Here is a 16,892-nt window from a genome sequence, read left to right on the forward strand (position 1 = left end):
GGCGACTATCGTTCGCACGCGCGGGGCCTGTCAACGCAACCGCACGCATCCCTCTTGTGATACGGGCAAGAGGCGTTGCGGATTTAACCCTTTCAGCTTATGAATGGAGCCGAAACGTCAGGTCAGGCGGGGGTATTTGACATTTCGGTGACGGGGGCAGGCCATGGCGCCGCATCCGGCCGGAATTGCTGTGAACCCGTCGGCCGGATCAGGTGCGACATCCGGGTTTCCCAGCCCACAGGCGGAGAGTGCTCAAGGCTATGCCGAACGATATTCTGGACCCGCGCAGCTTCCAGCGCCCCGGCTTCAACGGCATCACCGAACCGGTGGCCGACGGCACCCCCACCACGGGCGGCATCACCAGCATCGCCACCGAAGCGCGGATCGAGGGGGCGAAGATTTCCCACTGCCATACGCTGCATGTGGCGGGGCGGCTGGTCGATGTCACGCTGAGCGAGATCAAGATTCTGGAAGTGGCCGAGGGCGGCCATTTCGAAGGCACCGCCAAGGTGGAGCAGATGCGCGTCAATGGCCGCGCCACCGGCACCATTGAGGTGACGGGCATGTTGTCCGTGGGCGAAACCGGCCAGGTGGAAGGCACCATCCGCTATGGCCGTATTTCCATCGCCGATGGCGGTGCCGTCACCGGCACGCTGCAGACCGGCAAGGCCGGCGCCTGAAGCTCTCTTTGTCCCTCCCGTCCGCAGTCTCCTCTGCGGACGGATAGGGGCTCAAATTGATTGTATTTTAGATATATTGTTGCGGAACACCGGTATAGTGTGCGGCCCTTGCCACGCCTTCTGCCGCTTGAGCCTTCGATGAGCAGCACACACACCACCGCCACACCAGCCACACCACCGGCCCGCGATCTGGAATTTCTGCGCCGGGAGCTGGGCCTGCACCGGCAATGGCAGGAAGGCAAGGGCGGCCGGCGGGCAGAGCTGCAATTCCAGGATCTGTCCGGGCTGAACCTGAAGGGCGCCCGGCTGGCAGAGGCGCGGCTGGCCGGGGCAAACCTGTCCCATTGTATTCTTGAAGGGGTCGATCTCAGCCGGGCCGACCTGTTCGGGGCCGATCTGGAAGGGGCGGACCTGTCATCCGCCAACCTGACCGGGGCCGATCTGCGCGGGGCCAACCTGCACCGCGCCATCATGGCCGATGTCATTCTGCGCGGGGCGGATTTCCGTTCCGGCACGCTGACCGACAGCAACGGAGCCAAGCGCCGCGACGGGGCGGCCGTGCTGACGGAGGCGCGGCTGGAACGCGCCATCCTCTGTGCCGCCAAGCTGACCGGCTGCGACCTGACCGGGGCGGATCTGATGGATGCCGACCTGTCCGGCGCCGACCTGTCAAAATGCGTGATGCTGGGGGTGGACCTGTCGGGTGCCAACCTGTCCGGCGCGCAGCTGGCCGGCACCATGGTGGAAGCCGACATGCTGTCACGCGGGCGGCACCTGCCCGACGGCGCCATGGCTGCCTTGGCGGAGCCGCCGCGCCGCCTTGTGCCGGCGGCCGAGCTGACGGCCCTGGTCAATGCGCATGAAGCCTGGATCGACAGCGGCGGGGAACGCGGCACCCGGCTGGATCTGGATATGGTGGAACTGGATGTCGCCCTGTTGCATGGGCGCAATCTGGCCGGGGCCCGGCTGCGCCGCTGCCGGCTGACCGGGGCCGATTGCGCCGACAGCCATCTGGAAATGGCCGATCTTTCCTATAGTGACCTGCGCGATGCCATGCTGGATGGTGCCGTGCTGGCCGGGGCGACGCTGCGCCGGGTGAACCTGGCCGGTGCCCATCTGGCCGGGGCCCAATTGACCACCCAGCCCATGGCGGGGGGCCGGACCTGGCCCACCAATCTGGAAGGGGCCAATCTGCGCGGGGCGGACCTGACAAACGCCGTGCTGGCCGGGGCCATCCTGCGCAAGGCCGATCTGGGTGGGGCCATCACCACGGGGCTGAACCTGCGCGGCGCCGACCTGACCGGGGCCACCCGCACGGCCGCCGGGGACGATAATGCCCAGCGCCGCCGGTTGCGCCGGTTCAGCCAACCGGTGCTGGTGGTGGGCAGCCGCAAGGGTGCTGCCAAGACGCGCAACTGGTCCTTTGGCGGCGTGGCGCTGGATGCCGATCCCGCCCTGTTCCGGGAGGGGGAGAACATGACCCTGCTGATCGCCGCCCCTGGTGCCGGCGACCCGGTGCCGGTCACGGCCGAGGTGGTGGCGATCGAGGGGGCGGAGCGCACCATCTCCTTGAAATTCGCGCCGCTGACGGCAGAACTGAAAACCTACCTCAACGGGCTGGTTGCGCCCCGCTACCGAATGGGATGACGCTGGCATCATGATGCCGTCCATTGCCTTGCCCCCCCTGGATATTGCGGCCCTGGTCTGGTTCAGCCTGCTCTGGTGGGGCTATGGCTGGCTGACCGACCGCCGCAATCGTACGCCGGTCAGCCTGAACCAGCATATGCTGCGTATCCGCATCCGCTGGATGACCAACATGCTGTACCGGGACAACCGGGTGATGGACAGCATGTTGATCGGCCATCTGATCCATTCCGTCTCCTTCTTCGCCAGCACCACGGTGCTGGTGCTGGCAGGTCTGCTGGGGGTGCTGGCCTCCGCAGAAGCCTCGCATCAGAAGGTGATGGAGCTGGGCTTTACCCTGCATACCGACCGTTACCTGTTCGAGCTGAAGCTGGTGCTGCTGCTGGGCATTTTTGTTTACAGCTTCTTCTGCTTCACCTGGGCGGTCCGGCAGTTCAATTACACCATCGCCCTGGTGGGTGCCGCCCCGCTGGAGCCGGGGGACGAGGCCAATATCACCGCCAAGGCGGCCGCCAAGATGATGACGCTGGCCATCATCAGCTTCAACCGGGGCCTGCGCGGCTATTATTATGCCTTCGCCAGCCTGGGCTGGCTGGTGCATCCTGGCGTCTTCATCGGTCTGGTCACGCTGGTGACCTTCGTGCTGTGGCGCCGCCAATTCCGCTCCGCTGCCTTTGACGCCATCGCGCGCTATTCCTCCCACGGGATCGGTGACAGCCCGCCCCAGGCGCGCGACCGCTAAAAGGCGATCCCCCCAGCCCGCCTTTTCCCCGCCTTGGTTTTGCGGTAAGCGGGGGGTGGATTGCTGTTTTGCGTCTTTCGGTCAGGCCTTTTTTCCCACCCTCCCTTTCTGATCTCCCCGTAACGCATTTCCACCGTCATTCCCGCGAAGGCGGGAATCCAGGAAACAGCTCCGCAGGAAGATGTTGTGAAGGTGACGCCGTCCTATGGATTCCCGCCTTCGCGGGAATGACGGAGCAAGGAGGGGAATGACGGCCCTGAAACCACCACCCCACACCCCATGAAAGCCGGTCACCCATCATGAGTTTCGCCCGCGCCATCGCCACGGTCGGTGGCATTACCATGGTGTCCCGCGTCCTGGGCTTTGTGCGTGACATGCTGATGGCGCGCTATCTGGGGGCGGGGCCGGCGGCCGACGCCTTCTTTGTCGCCTTCCGCCTGCCCAATCTGTTCCGGTCGCTATTTGCAGAGGGGGCGTTCACGGCGGCCTTCCTGCCCATGTTCAGCGGCACCCTACAGAAGGAAGGGCATGACAGCGCCAGGGGGCTGGCGGAGGAGGCATTGGCCTTCATGGTCGCCCTGCTGCTGCTGTTCAGCGCGGTGATGGCGCTTGCCATGCCGCTGGTCGTCTCCGTCATGGCGACGGGTTTCACCGACGATCCCGGCCAGTTCGCCCTGGCCGTTTCCATGTCGCAGGTGATGTTCCCCTATCTGGCGCTGATCTCGCTGACAGCATTGCTGGGCTCCATCCTCAACGCGCTCGGCCGCTATGGCCCGTTTGCGGCGGCGCCGGTGCTGTTGAACATCGTGCAGATCACCGGCCTGCTGGCCAGCCAGCCGCTGGGGCTGCCGGTGCATTGGGTGCTGGCCTGGGGTGTGCCGGTGGCCGGTGTGGCGCAACTGGTCTGGATGGTGCTGGCCTGCCGGCGGGCCGGCATGGTGGTGCGGCTGCGCCGGCCCAAACTGACACCCCGGGTGAAGAAACTCTTCGCCCTGCTGGCACCGGGCATTTTGGGGGCCGGGGTCTATCAGTTCAACCTGCTGATCGGCACCAATCTGGCCACCTGGCTACCGACGGGTGCCGTCTCCTATCTGCAATATGCTGACCGGTTGAACCAACTGCCCATGGCGGTGGTGGGCGTGGCGGTGGGCACCGCCCTGCTGCCCCTGCTGTCCCGCCAGATCACGGCAGAAGATCATGAAGGGGCGCGCACCAGCCTGTCGCGCGGGCTGGAATTTGCCGCCTTACTGGGCCTGCCGGCGGCGGTGGCACTGATCGCCATTCCTGATGCGCTGATCCATGTGTTGTTCGAAGGCGGGGCCTTTGGGGCCGATGCCGCCCGCGCCACGGCGGCGGCCCTGCAGGCCTATGCCATCGGCATCCCCGCCTTCATCGCCGCCAAGATTCTCGCCACCGCTTATTTCGCCCGGCAGGATACCAAGGGGCCGGTGCGGGTGGCGGTGGTGGTGCTGCTGGGCAATGTCGGTGTGTCCCTGGCCCTGATCGGGCCCTTGGGCCATGTCGGGCTGGCGCTGGCACCGGGGTTGACGGCGTGGTTGAACGTGGCACTGCTGGCCATCGGCCTGCACCGGCGCGGCCTGTTGCAGTTGGACCCGCGGCTGGCCGGACGGCTGGCCCGCATCACGGCCGCCGCCGCCCTGATGGGGGGGCTGGCCTGGGGCCTGGGCTGGGCGCTGCAGCCCTGGCTTTACAGCACCACCCACGGGGTGAAGGTGCTGGCGCTGGCCGGGCTGATCGGGGCCGCCATGGTTGGCTATGGCTTGTTCTGCCTGGCGCTGGGGGCCGCCCGGCTGGGGGAACTGAAAGGTTTGCTGCGCCGGCGGGGCGGGGGCGCACCGCCAGCCGCTTGACCGGCATTGCCTGACAACGCCATATCTGCGGGCGACCGGTCCCATCGGGGGGCCGGCGCCCTCGCCCTCCACCAGCGAAACATCCTTCGGGAACCAGACCCATGAACCGCATTTTTTCGGGTATGCAGCCCACCCGCCAACTGCACCTCGGCAATTATCTGGGGGCTTTGCGCAACTGGGTGCGCCTGCAGCACGATTATGAGGCCATTTTCTGCGTTGTGGATATGCACGCCATCACGATTGATCATGATCCTGAAGTGCTGCGTTCCAACATCCGCGAAGTGGCGGCGGCCTATATCGCGGCCGGCATCGATCCAGATAAGAACATCCTGTTCAACCAGTCGGCCGTTTCCGGCCATGCCGAACTGAACTGGATTCTGGCCTGCCATACGCCGCTGGGCTGGTTGAACCGCATGACCCAGTTCAAGGAAAAGGCCGGCAAGCAGAAGGATAATGCCGTTCTGGGCCTGTACGCCTATCCGGTGCTGATGGCGGCGGACATCCTGCTGTACAAGGCCACCCATGTGCCGGTGGGCGAGGACCAGAAGCAGCATCTGGAACTGGCGCGCGACATTGCCGGTGCCTTCAACCGCTATTACAAGCGCGAGGATTATTTCCCCCTGCCGGAACCGCAGATCCTGGGTGAAGCCACCCGCGTGATGAGCCTGCGGGACGGTACGAAGAAAATGTCCAAGTCCGACGAGAGCGAATATAGCCGCATCAACCTGACCGACGATGCCGACACCATCGCGCTGAAAATCCGCAAGGCCAAGACCGACCCGGAACCGCTGCCGTCGGTGGTGGAAGGGCTGGAGGGTCGGGCCGACGCCGCCAATCTGGTGACCATCTATGGGGCCCTGTCTGACCAGACCAGGGCCCAGGTGCTGGCCGAATATGGCGGCCAGCAGTTCAGCGCCTTCAAGGGGGCGCTGGCCGATCTGGCCGTCGCCAAGCTGTCCCCCATCGCCGGCGAGATGAACCGCCTGCTGGGCGACCGCGCCGAACTGGACCGCATCCTGCAAAAGGGTGCCGAACGGGCCGGTGCCATTGCCGAGAAGACGGTGAATGAGGTGAAGGATATTGTGGGGCTGGTGCGGTTCTGACGGGGGCCGGGGTGAGAGCCCCCGTTTTTCACCACCATACCACCCCACTACCGTCACCCCGGCGCAGGCCGGGGTCCAGTTTCGTAGAGCAAAGCGCTTGTGATCTGGACCCCGGCCGCAGCATGGGTGACGGTAGAAGGAAAGTCACTCCCGCCTTCGAGGAGAATGACGGTGGTGAAACGGGAAGGCATCGAGAGACATCATAACTTTCCGGACAACCACTCACCCCCAACCCACAAGGCCCCCCCATGCCCACCATCCTGATCACCGGTTTCGCCCCCTTCCTGGGTCATGCCGTCAACCCAACCTCCTGGCTGGCCGGGCGGCTGGATGGCGCGGTGATCGGTAGCGCCCATATCCGTGGCGTGGAACTGCCCGTCACCTTCACCGGTGCGGTCCCCGCCCTGCAGACGGCCGTCACAGCCACCCGGCCCGACGCGGTGGTGATGTTCGGGTTGGCCTATGAGACGGACAGCATCCGGCCGGAACGGCTGGCGCTGAACCTGGATGATGCGACCGCCCCCGATAATGACGGCACCATCCGCCGCAACACCCCCATCGATGCGGCGGGGCCCATGGGATACTGGTCGTCGCTGCCGCTGGATGCCATGGCGGATGACCTGACCGAAGCCGGCTTTCCGGTGAAGTTCAGCCGCGATGCTGGCGGCTATATCTGCAACCATCTGTTCTTCGGGATGCGGCATTGGCGGCCCGATCTACCCGCCGGCTTCATCCATGTGCCGCCCTTCCCCGAGGGGCTGAAGCCGGAAGATCGGGACCGCCGCACCGGCATGGTGCCGGATCGGCTGGAACAAGCGGCGCGCATCCTGCTGCAACGGCTGGCCGGTTCCATTTCAATCGCATGACAAAGCCGTTCCGGGGCCGTTTTACACTTGGGCTCGACGCAGGCTGAGGGTAAGGTTTCCATAATCCCCCGCGCCGCAACAAAAACGGCATCATGCAGATTTACCTTCCCATCGCGGAACTTTCGGTCAATGCCCTGTTGATCCTGATGCTGGGTGGCGGCGTGGGTTTCCTGTCCGGCCTGTTCGGTGTGGGCGGCGGCTTTCTGATGACGCCGCTGCTGATCTTCATCGGCGTGCCGCCCGCCGTGGCCGTGGGCACGCAGGCAAACCAGCTTGTCGGCGCTTCGGTTTCCGGGGTGCTGGCCCATTGGCGGCGCAATAATGTGGATGTGAAGCTGGGGCTGGTGATGCTGAGCGGCGGGTCGCTGGGCACGGCGCTTGGCGTGTGGATTTTCGGCCTGTTGCAGGCCCTGGGCCATATCGATCTGGTGATCTCTCTCTCCTATGTGCTGTTCCTGGGAACGGTCAGCAGTCTGATGCTGTGGGAAAGCCTGGGAGCCATGCTGCGCGGGCGCAGTGTCGCCAGCCGGTCCAAGCTGCATCACCATACCTGGCTGCATGGCCTGCCCTTCAAGATGCGCTTTCCCCGGTCGCGGCTATATATCTCCGCCCTGCTGCCGGCGTTGATCGGGTTTTTCTGCGGCTTGCTGGTAGCGATCATGGGTATTGGTGGCGGCTTCCTGCTGGTGCCGGCCATGATCTATATATTGGGGATGCCCACCGCGCTGGTGGCCGGCACCTCCCTGTTCCAGATCATCTTCACCACCGGCATCGCCGCCTTCCTGCAGGCGGTAAGCAACCAGACGGTGGATATCATGCTGGCCCTGCTGTTGCTGCTGGGCGGCGTGGTGGGGGCGCAGTTTGGCACCCGCGTCGGGGCCAAACTGCGCGGTGAACAGGCCCGTGCCCTGCTGGCCCTGGTGGTGCTGGCCGTGGCGGTGAAGCTGGCGGTGGATCTGATCATCCGACCGGAGGATCTGTTCTCCATCACCCTGCCGGGGGGGGCGTGATGCGGGGACGCCATCTGCTGGCCCTGCCCGCCGGTCTGCTGGCCGGCTTCATGCTGCTGCTGGCCTTGCGGGCCGATGCCTGGGGCCAGTCGCTGGTGGCCGACCTGTCCAGCCACCTGATCGCCATCACCACCGGCTTTACCGGCACCGACGTGGTGCTGTTCGGCGCTGTGGATGGCGAGGGCGATGTCGCCGTGGTGGTGCAGGGTCCGGAGGGGGAGGTGACGGTCCGCCACAAGGACCGGGTGGCCGGCATCTGGATCAACACGGATGAGATCGCCTTTGCCCGCGTGCCGGCCTTCTACACCGTGGCCCTGTCGGCCCCGCTGGATGGGGTGGTGCCGCCGGCGGTGCTGCAACGGCATGAAATCGGCCTGGATTATATCCGGCTGGCCCCGACGCAGAAGATCGACAAGGCCGAGAAACTGGCCGAATATCGCGCCGCCCTGATCCGCAACAAACAGCGCATGGGGCTTTACACCACAGAGGCGGGGGAGGTCTCCTTCCTCGGCCAGCGCCTGTTCCGCACCCGCATCCATTTCCCGGCCAATGTGCCCACCGGCACCTATACGGCGTCGGTCTTCCTGATCCGCGATGGCGATGTGGTCAGCGCCCAGACAACGCCGCTGCTGGTCTCCAAGATCGGCTTTTCCGCCAATGTGACGGAATTCGCCCAGCGCCAGTCGGTCTTCTATGCCGTGCTGTCCATCATGCTGGCCGTGACGGCCGGCTGGCTGGCTGGCATTATTTTCCGCAAATCCTGAATTCCATCAGACGGTTTTCGCTTGACCGAAAAACTGCCTTGGCATTTTCGTTAACCGCCAAGCGCTGCCGCCGCGACCCAGATCCCGCTGCATCAACCGCATCGGGATTTGGTATAGAGCGGATCGCGGAAAAGCGGAATCGCTTTGGAGCGTGAATCTGCTCGCTGAACAAGGACTTAGAGCCGGGTGCGTTTCTGATTAAACGCACTCGGCTCTAAACCGGCCCTGCGTTACCGGGAGAGGCCCATGAGCCAAGAGAAGCAAGCCCGTATCTTCCTGGTCGTCGTCGATGAGACGGAGGAAATGAGCGTGGCGCTGCATTATGCCGCCCGCCGCGCCCGCAACAGCGGCGGGCGCGTCGCCCTGCTGCATGTCATCCCGCCAGGGGAGCTGCAGCAATGGGGCGCCATCGAAGAGCTGATGAAGCAGGAACAGCGGGAGGAGGCCGAGCAGCTGTTGCAGCGACTGGCCAAGGAGGTGGTGGATATTTCCGGCACCATGCCCACGCTCTATATCCGCGAAGGCCAGGCCTCTGAACAGCTGATGAAGCTGATCCAGGAGGAGCCCAGCATCTCCATCCTGGTGCTGGCGGCCGGCACCGGGCGCGGCGGGCCGGGGCCGCTGATCAATTATGTGGTGGGCCAGATGTCCGGCAGCCTGCGCATCCCCGTCACCGTGGTGCCGGGTGCCCTGTCCGACCGGCAATTGGATGCGATTACGTGAGATCGGGTCGGTTTCCCACCTGATACCCGGTCCCCTGCCGCCCCCTACCCCCGCCGGAACAGGGCCAGCAAGCGCTTGGCCGCCGCACCGGGGGTGATGGCGGCGGTGGCGGTGGCGCGTTCCAGGCCGGGCAGCTCACCCCGCACCGCCGGTTCCGCCTTGAAGGCGTCAATCAGGCTTTCCTCGATCTCGCTCCACATCCAGGCGCGGGCCTGTTCGGCCCGGCGGCGGACAATGTCGCCGGAACCGTCGGCCCCCAGCAGGTGGCGATAATCGCTGATCTGATCCCAGACCGCATCTATACCCCGGCCCGTCAGGGCGGAGCAGGACAGCACCGGCACCCGCCACAGCGGGTTGATGGGGCGCAGCAGGGACAGGGCATGGCGATATTCCGCCTCCGCATGGCGGGCGGCGGTGGCCAACTCACCATCCGCCTTGTTGACCACGATCATGTCGGCCAACTCAACAATGCCCTTCTTGATGCCCTGCAGCTCATCCCCGCCGGCGGGCGGCAGCAGCAGCAGGAACAGGTCCACCATATCGGCCACCGCCGTTTCCGACTGGCCCACCCCCACCGTTTCCACAATCACCACGTCAAAGCCGGCGGCTTCCACCAGCAGCATGGCTTCGCGCGTGCGCCGCGCCACCCCGCCCAGCGTGCCCCCAGCGGGCGATGGGCGGATAAAGGCGCGCGGGTCGCGCGACAGCAATTCCATCCGCGTCTTGTCGCCCAGGATGGAACCACCGGTGCGCTGGCTGGTGGGGTCAATGGCCAGCACGGCCACCTTCAACCCCTGGGCAATCAGATGCAGGCCGAACGCCTCGATAAAGGTGGATTTTCCCACGCCGGGCACGCCGGTAATGCCCAACCGCACCGCATTGCCCGTATCGGGCAACAGGCTGGCCAGCAGATCATCGGCCAGCGCCCGGTGATCGGCCCGCGTGCTTTCCACCAGGGTGATGGCCTGCGCCAGCGCACGCCGTTCGCCACGGCGCAGCCGGTCGGCAAGATCGGTGGGGGGCAAGGCATCCGGCATGGGGCATTCCATCGGCAGCGGTGACGAACAGGGCCTGGGCCGGATTGTGCGGCAGGCCTGTCGGATCGTCAAATCGGTAGGGGGGATGGGCAGGTGATATGCCCATCGTACATGTGTCCAAAGGTCCGGTTTTCCAACCGGCACTCTCGTGCGATTCTAGGGTCGGTTCGATATATTGAATAAATGAGGCCAAGTCATGGAGATTGCGGCCAATTCCCCCTTCACCGCCCCGGCCCCGCCCCGCCCGCCGTCCTGGCTGGGCCGGCTGCTGCGGCGTGACCGATCCGCGCCCAAACATAGTTTTGGCGATGGGCATGTCACGGTGGCACAGCAGCGGCTGGATCTGGTTGATCTCAGCCTGGGCGGCATGTGCGTGGCCGGATATCGCGGGCTGATGGACCAACAGGACCGGTTCGGCTTCCGTCTGACCGTGGACGGGACGGAGATCAGCGGCGAAGCTATTGTCGCCTGGCGGCGGGGCGACCGGATGGGTGTCGCCTTCTATGCGCTGGGGATTGAAGCGCAGCAGATTCTGTCGCGCTTCTCCGGGAAGAACCCGTAACCGGTTACGCTTCCAGCTTCGTCTCTGCCCGGTTCACCCCTTCCTGCTGCCGCGCCCACAGCGCGGCGTAGGCCCCGTTCAGGGCCAGCAAAGCGGCGTGGCTGCCGCGTTCCACGATCTGGCCGGCATCCAGCACGATGATTTCATCGGCATCCACCACGGTGGACAGGCGATGGGCGATGACCAGGGTGCTGCGCCCGCGCGCCGCATCGGTCAATGCTGCCTGGATTTCCCGTTCCGTATGGGTATCCAGCGCACTGGTCGCCTCGTCCAGAATCAGGATCGGCGGGTCTTTCAGCAGGGTGCGGGCAATGGCCACGCGCTGCTTTTCCCCGCCAGACAGTTTCAGGCCGCGTTCCCCCACCATGGTGTTCCAGCCATCGGGCAGCGCCTTGATGAAATCCAGGATTTGCGCGGCGGCAGCCACCCGCTCCAGCTCCGCCTCGCTGGCATCGACGCGGCCATAGGCGATGTTATAGCGGATGGTGTCGTTGAACAGCACCGTATCCTGCGGCACGATGCCGATGGCGGCGCGCAGCGACGCCTGGGTGACCTGCCGCACATCCTGATGATCAATCTCCACCGCACCACCGGTTACGTCGTAAAAGCGGTACAGCAGGCGGGACAGGGTGGATTTGCCGGCCCCGGTGGGGCCAACCACGGCCACGGTGCGCCCGGCCGGCACGGTGAAATCGATGCCCTTCAGGATGGGACGCCGCTTATCATAAGCGAAATGCACATCGCGGAAACGGATGGCGGCCCCGGCCGTCACCAAGGCGGGGGCGCCCGGCTTATCCTCCACCTCCCGGTCCACGGTCAGCAGTTCGAACATTCGCTCCATATCGTTCAGCGATTCCCGGATGCCGCGATAGACGAAGCCGAAAATATTCAGTGGCTGGTAAAGCTGCAGCAGATAGGTGTTCACCAGCACGAAATCGCCGATGGTCAATTGGCCTTTGATGATGCCGGTCGCCGCCATCCACATCACCGCCACCACGCCCCCGGCAATGATGATGCCCTGGCCGATATTCAGCAGCGACAAGGATGTCTGGGTGCGGACCGCCGCATCTTCATAGACACGCAGGGCCTTGTCGTAGCGGTTGGCCTCAAACACCTCATTGCCGAAATACTTGACGGTTTCATAGTTCAGCAGCGTGTCGATGGCCTTGGCATTGGCGCTGGTATCGGCATCCAGCATCGAACGACGGATGCGGGTGCGCCAGTTGGTGACGGTGATGGTATAGCCGATATAAAGCGCCACCGTGCCGAAGGTGACGGCAGCAAAGCGGAAATCAAACAATTTCCACAGGATACCCGTCACCAGCAGGATTTCCAGCAAGGTCGGCAACACGTTGAACAGGGAGGTGCTGAGCAAACTGTCAATCGCCTTGGTGCCGCGTTCCACCACGCGCGATAGCCCGCCCGTCTGCCGTTCCAGATGGAAGCGCAGCGACAAGGCGTGCAGATGGCGAAAGACATTCAGCGCCGCCACCCGCATGGCGCGCTGGCTGACCCGTTCGAAAATCGCGTCGCGCAGTTCGCCGAACGCCAGGCTCAGCACCCGCGCCAAGCCATAGGCCAGGATGAAACCGATGGGGATGGCGACCGCCGGGTTGGCCGCCACGGCCTGGGCCAGCCCGTTGCCGGACAAGGCATCCACCGCCCCCTTATACCAGATGGGCACGGTGACATTGGCCCCCTTGGCGACCGCCAGGAACAGCAGCGCCAGCACCACCCGCAGCTTCATGGCCGGCTGTCCGGCCGGCCAGAGATAGGGCAGCAGGCGTTTCAGCACCTGCCCGTCGGTCAGGCGGGTGCGGTTGGCGCGATCGGCAGCGGAACTGCCATTGGGGCGGTCGTGACGGCGCATGGAAACCAGGGGTCTGGAAAGGCTTGGGGGTCAGGGCGGTGAATATGGGGGAGAATGCCGCCCGGCACAGCCCTTGCCCCACGCGCGTCAGCCGCCCAGGCAAAGCATGGGGCATCGTCACCGCTGACGAAAGCGGCCAGGGTGGTTATGCTGGTTAAAATCAACCCGATCTTGCCAGGAACCGGCCATGACCCGCGACTTCCCCAATCTGCATGTGCTGACCCACCCGCTGATCCAGCACAAGCTGTCGCATATGCGCGACAAGGGCCGTTCCACCATGGGCTTCCGCCAATTGCTGCGGGAAATCGCCCTGCTGATGGGGTATGAGATCACGCGCGACCTGCCGATGACGACGGAGCGCATCGAAACCCCGCTGGCCACCATGGATGCCCCGGTGATCGAAGGGCGCAAGCTGGCCGTGGTGCCCATCCTGCGCGCAGGATTGGTGATGGCGGAAGGGCTGCTGGAACTGGTGCCGGCGGCGCGCGAAGGCCATATCGGGCTTTACCGCGACCATGAAACCAAACGCCCGGTGGAATATCTGGTGAAGCTGCCGGACCCGGCGGGCCGCATCTTCATCCTGGTCGATCCCATGCTGGCCACCGGCTATTCCGCCGTTCATGCCGTGGATGTGCTGAACCGCCATGGCGTGGCCGACAGCCAGATCCGCTTCATGGCCCTGGTTTCCGCCCCTGAAGGGGTGGCGGTGTTCCACCAGCATCACCCGGATGTGCCGGTCTTCACCGCCGCCCTGGACAGCCATCTGGATGCCAACTCCTATATCGTGCCCGGCCTGGGCGATGCCGGCGACCGGCTGTTCGGCACGAAATAGGGCGGGTGGTGAACGCTGGGTCACAAAGTAATTTCTCACTCCCTTGCCGTTTCATTGCCGTCATTCCCGCGAAGGCGGGAATCCATAACCCGTTCTGTTGTTTGGATTCCCGCCTTCGCGGGAATGACGGTTAAAATAGGAAAACAGAAAGGCTGCCCGACGGATTCCAGAGGAAAGCCCCCCGGCCTATTACCCCTGAATTATCCCCTTCCGGTCGTATTTCCGCCACCGGGGATGCGCTACTCTCCCCTCTCAACGGCGGGTGTGGAACCCGCCGACGATAAAGGAGAGAGTTCCATGCGCCGCCCCGTCGCCCTGTTCGCCCTGACCGCCGCCATGCTGGCCCTGCCGCTGGCGGCATCGCCCGTCTGGGCGCAGTCGGCCCCCCTGGTGGTGGCCCCCGCACCCGTATCCGACAATGTGACGCTTAACCTGGCGGTGGAAGAATGGGTGAAGACGGAGACGGCGCGCGTCACCCTGGTGGTGGATGCGGCCAGCAACGGGTCAGAAAATTCTGGCACCCTGCGCGCCGATATCCTGAAGGCCGTCGCTGGCATCGCCGACAAGGCGGAATGGCGCATCACCGCCATGAACCAGCAATCGGACAGCGCCGGGCTGGAACGCTGGCAGGCGACGCTGGAAGCCCGCCTGCCGGAAAGCCAGCTGGGCACCCTGGCCGACCGCACCAAGAAGGCCAGTCGCCCCGGCCTGCAGGTGCGCGTGGGCAATGTCGCCTTTGAACCGACACTGGCAGAGACAGAGGCGGCCCGCGCCAAGCTGCGGGAGCAGATCTATGCCAAGGTGAATGATGAGGTGAAGCGGCTGAAGGCGGCCTTCCCCAACCGGGAATACCGTGTCGGCCAGATCAATTTTGCCGAGCGCACGGAAATGATGATGATGAGCAACCGTAGCGCCAAAATACAAATGGCTGCCGCCCCCATGGAAGCCGATGTGATGGCCGGCGTGCAGGACAAGATGGTGGTGACGGCCGATATTACGCTGTCCAGCTTCGCCAAGCCGCCGGCCCCGTGATCGGTTCCCCCTGGCGGCCGGTGACCCGGCCGCTGGGGGTGATCCCGTCACGCCTTGGGCGCGTGCTTGTTCAGGATACGCTGCAGGGTGCGGCGGTGCATTTTCAGCCGGCGCGCGGTTTCAGAGACATTGCGGTCGCATTGTTCAAACACCCGCTGGATATGTTCCCAGCGCACCCGGTCGGCCGACATCGGGCTTTCCGGCGGGGGCGGCAGGGGGCCATCGGCCAGCAGGGCCGCTTCCACCGCATCGGCATCGGACGGTTTGGGCAGATAATCCACCGCGCCGAACTTCACCGCCGCCACGGCGGTGGCGATATTGCCATAGCCGGTCAGCATGACGATGCGGGCATCGGGCCGCGCGTCGCGCAGCGCCTTCACCACATCCAGGCCCGACCCGTCGCCCAGCCGCAGATCAACCACGGCATAGCGCGGCGCGCTTTCATGCGCCACCTCGATGCCCATATTGACGCTATCCACCGCCACCACATCAAAGCCCCGCCGCTCCATGGCGCGGGCCAGACGGATGCGGAAGGGCGCGTCATCATCCACGATCAGCAGGCTGCGCGAGGCATCGCCCGTGAAGGTCAATTTCGGCTGGTCCCCGGAGAGCAGGGCTTCATCGCTCATCATTCGGACTTTCTGCTTCGATCCTGAGAGGGGGTTCTACACCCATCTGCTGAAGGTTTGACCTTCGGCAGATGGGTGGCTGGCGACCGCCAGCCCGCGCACCCATGTGCGCGCGAGCCAAGCCGCCGGATGGCGGCGCCCGGCGTTTGAGGGAACAGAAATCTTCCCTGATCGACCAGGATCAAGGAAGATTAGTACTACACCGTGAAGGTGGGATGTTTCCAGCGGATGGCAACCATGGCCCCGCCCGACCTGCCATTCGCATAGGTCACCACAGCGCCGGAACGTTCCAGCAGCGTCTGTGCGATGAACAGGCCCAGCCCCATATTGCCCGCTGCCTCCCGCGCTGCAAGAGTACGGCCGCTGACATAGGGTTCGCCCAGGCGGGGCAGCAGGGCCGGCGGATAGCCCGGCCCGTCATCTTCCACCGTCAGCATCACCCCCGGTGCCGCCCAATCCACCGTCACCAGCACGCGCGAGGCGGCGAACTGCATAGCGTTCTGCAGGATATTGGCCATGCCATGCACCATTTCCGGCACCGGCTGCACATTGGGGGTGCCATCCTCCGGCTCGTTCACATTGACGACCTCCAGGCTGACGCCCGGGCGGAAATAGGGGCTGGCCGTCGTTTCCAGCAAGGCCGCGATGGGCACGAACGGTTCCGCCCCGCCCCTGTTGCCCGGCCGGCGGGACAATTCGGCCAGGATATCGCGGCAGCGCGCCACCTGGCTTTGCAGCAGGGCTACATCTTCGGCAATCGGGCTGTCGGGCGGGGTGTCGCGCGCCAGTTCCTTGGCCACCACGGCGATGGTGCCCAGCGGGCTGCCCAGCTCATGCGCGGCCGCCGCCGCCAGGGCGCCGACGGCTGAGGCGCTCTGCGCCCGGGCCAGCGCCTCCTGGCTGGCATTCAGCGCCATGGACAGGCGCCGGGCGCCATCCGCCACCTTATAGAGATAGCCGGCGATGAAGCCGGCCGACATGGTCAGCGCCGTCCACACCCCGAAACGATAGACCGGCGGCAACCCCGCCTCCGTCTGGCCGGGCCAGGGCAGCGGCAGGGCGGTCAAGGCCAGGGTGGTGAAGCAGAGCACGGCCAGCGCCACCAGCATGGTCACCGCCTCCCGCCCCAGGGTGCTGGCCGCCACGGTCAGCGGGGCCAGCATCATCACGGCGAACGGGTTGTCCAGCCCGCCGGTCAGGTACAGCAGCACGGCCAGTTGCACCATGTCATAGGCCATATAGAAGGCCGCATCGCGGTCACCCAGAAAGGGCTGGTGGGCCAGCCGGCGGATGGCAAACAGGTTGATGATCACCGAGACCGCCACCGCCGCCACCGCAAAGGGCAGGGGCAAGGGCAGGTGCAGGCCCAGCGTCACCGTGGCCAAGGTGACAGACTGGCCCAGCACCGCGATCCAGCGGATGGTCAGCAGGGTGCGGGCACTGACCCGCCCCTCATTGCCCGGCAGCTGCGGATGGCTATTCGGGGTTGCTTCACTCATCCCTTTGTCCCACCATTATCAATCGCGG

General features: G+C 65.2%; 16 protein-coding genes. 12 read left to right on the forward strand and 4 right to left on the reverse strand.

What is annotated here, in order from left to right:
* Positions 1–260: 260 nt before the first annotated feature.
* The 9 genes from GE253_RS16705 (at position 261) to GE253_RS16745 (ending at position 9,403) form a co-directional block, all read left to right on the forward strand.
* Positions 261–680: a polymer-forming cytoskeletal protein gene (locus GE253_RS16705; RefSeq protein WP_153205280.1), complete on the forward strand. Its 420-nt coding sequence runs from the start codon at positions 261–263 to the stop codon at positions 678–680.
* 138 nt (positions 681–818) lie between these two features.
* Entirely contained in the window at positions 819–2,327 is a 1,509-nt protein-coding gene (locus GE253_RS16710; RefSeq protein WP_153205281.1) for a pentapeptide repeat-containing protein, read from the forward strand.
* Between the two features lie 10 nt (positions 2,328–2,337).
* Positions 2,338–3,066 carry a DUF599 domain-containing protein gene (locus GE253_RS16715; RefSeq protein ID WP_153205282.1) on the forward strand — a complete coding sequence of 243 codons (729 nt, stop codon included), beginning with the start codon at positions 2,338–2,340 and terminating at the stop codon, positions 3,064–3,066.
* 299 nt (positions 3,067–3,365) lie between these two features.
* The gene (gene murJ / locus GE253_RS16720) at positions 3,366–4,937 is read left to right on the forward strand and encodes a murein biosynthesis integral membrane protein MurJ (protein WP_153205283.1); all 1,572 of its coding nucleotides are present in this window, start codon (positions 3,366–3,368) and stop codon (positions 4,935–4,937) included.
* A 101-nt stretch (positions 4,938–5,038) separates the two neighbouring features.
* Entirely contained in the window at positions 5,039–6,040 is a 1,002-nt protein-coding gene (trpS, locus tag GE253_RS16725) for a tryptophan--tRNA ligase (RefSeq protein WP_153205284.1), read from the forward strand.
* A gap of 248 nt (positions 6,041–6,288) precedes the next feature.
* Positions 6,289–6,906, forward strand: coding sequence for a hypothetical protein (locus GE253_RS16730; RefSeq protein ID WP_153205285.1), 618 nt, complete (start codon positions 6,289–6,291; stop codon positions 6,904–6,906).
* 92 nt (positions 6,907–6,998) lie between these two features.
* A complete protein-coding gene (locus tag GE253_RS16735) occupies positions 6,999–7,916 on the forward strand; it encodes a sulfite exporter TauE/SafE family protein (RefSeq protein ID WP_153205286.1) in 918 nt (305 codons plus the stop codon).
* A complete protein-coding gene (locus tag GE253_RS16740) occupies positions 7,916–8,680 on the forward strand; it encodes a TIGR02186 family protein (RefSeq protein ID WP_247878706.1) in 765 nt (254 codons plus the stop codon). The genes GE253_RS16735 and GE253_RS16740 overlap by 1 nt, the downstream gene beginning before the upstream one ends.
* A gap of 246 nt (positions 8,681–8,926) precedes the next feature.
* Entirely contained in the window at positions 8,927–9,403 is a 477-nt protein-coding gene (locus tag GE253_RS16745; protein WP_153205287.1) for a universal stress protein, read from the forward strand.
* A 44-nt stretch (positions 9,404–9,447) separates the two neighbouring features.
* On the opposite strand, the gene meaB is transcribed toward GE253_RS16745, so the two are convergent.
* Positions 9,448–10,440 carry a methylmalonyl Co-A mutase-associated GTPase MeaB gene (meaB, locus tag GE253_RS16750; RefSeq protein ID WP_173012685.1) on the reverse strand — a complete coding sequence of 331 codons (993 nt, stop codon included), beginning with the start codon at positions 10,438–10,440 and terminating at the stop codon, positions 9,448–9,450.
* 196 nt (positions 10,441–10,636) lie between these two features.
* Between meaB and GE253_RS16755 the strand changes: the two genes are divergently transcribed.
* Positions 10,637–11,002 carry a PilZ domain-containing protein gene (locus GE253_RS16755; protein ID WP_153205289.1) on the forward strand — a complete coding sequence of 122 codons (366 nt, stop codon included), beginning with the start codon at positions 10,637–10,639 and terminating at the stop codon, positions 11,000–11,002.
* A 4-nt stretch (positions 11,003–11,006) separates the two neighbouring features.
* On the opposite strand, the gene GE253_RS16760 is transcribed toward GE253_RS16755, so the two are convergent.
* Positions 11,007–12,872: an ABC transporter ATP-binding protein/permease gene (locus GE253_RS16760; RefSeq protein WP_153205290.1), complete on the reverse strand. Its 1,866-nt coding sequence runs from the start codon at positions 12,870–12,872 to the stop codon at positions 11,007–11,009.
* Between the two features lie 187 nt (positions 12,873–13,059).
* On the opposite strand from GE253_RS16760, the gene upp reads away from it, so the two are divergent.
* Entirely contained in the window at positions 13,060–13,704 is a 645-nt protein-coding gene (upp, locus tag GE253_RS16765) for a uracil phosphoribosyltransferase (protein ID WP_153205291.1), read from the forward strand.
* Positions 13,705–14,001: 297 nt separating this feature from the next.
* Entirely contained in the window at positions 14,002–14,736 is a 735-nt protein-coding gene (locus GE253_RS16770; protein WP_153205292.1) for a hypothetical protein, read from the forward strand.
* A 47-nt stretch (positions 14,737–14,783) separates the two neighbouring features.
* Here the strand turns inward: GE253_RS16770 and GE253_RS16775 are convergent, their stop codons facing one another.
* A complete protein-coding gene (locus GE253_RS16775; RefSeq protein ID WP_247878707.1) occupies positions 14,784–15,368 on the reverse strand; it encodes an ActR/PrrA/RegA family redox response regulator transcription factor in 585 nt (194 codons plus the stop codon).
* A 194-nt stretch (positions 15,369–15,562) separates the two neighbouring features.
* Positions 15,563–16,864: an ActS/PrrB/RegB family redox-sensitive histidine kinase gene (locus GE253_RS16780; RefSeq protein ID WP_153205293.1), complete on the reverse strand. Its 1,302-nt coding sequence runs from the start codon at positions 16,862–16,864 to the stop codon at positions 15,563–15,565.
* Positions 16,865–16,892 lie beyond the last annotated feature (28 nt).

It is taken from the genome of Niveispirillum sp. SYP-B3756, assembly GCF_009495745.1.
Lineage (GTDB): Bacteria > Pseudomonadota > Alphaproteobacteria > Azospirillales > Azospirillaceae > Niveispirillum.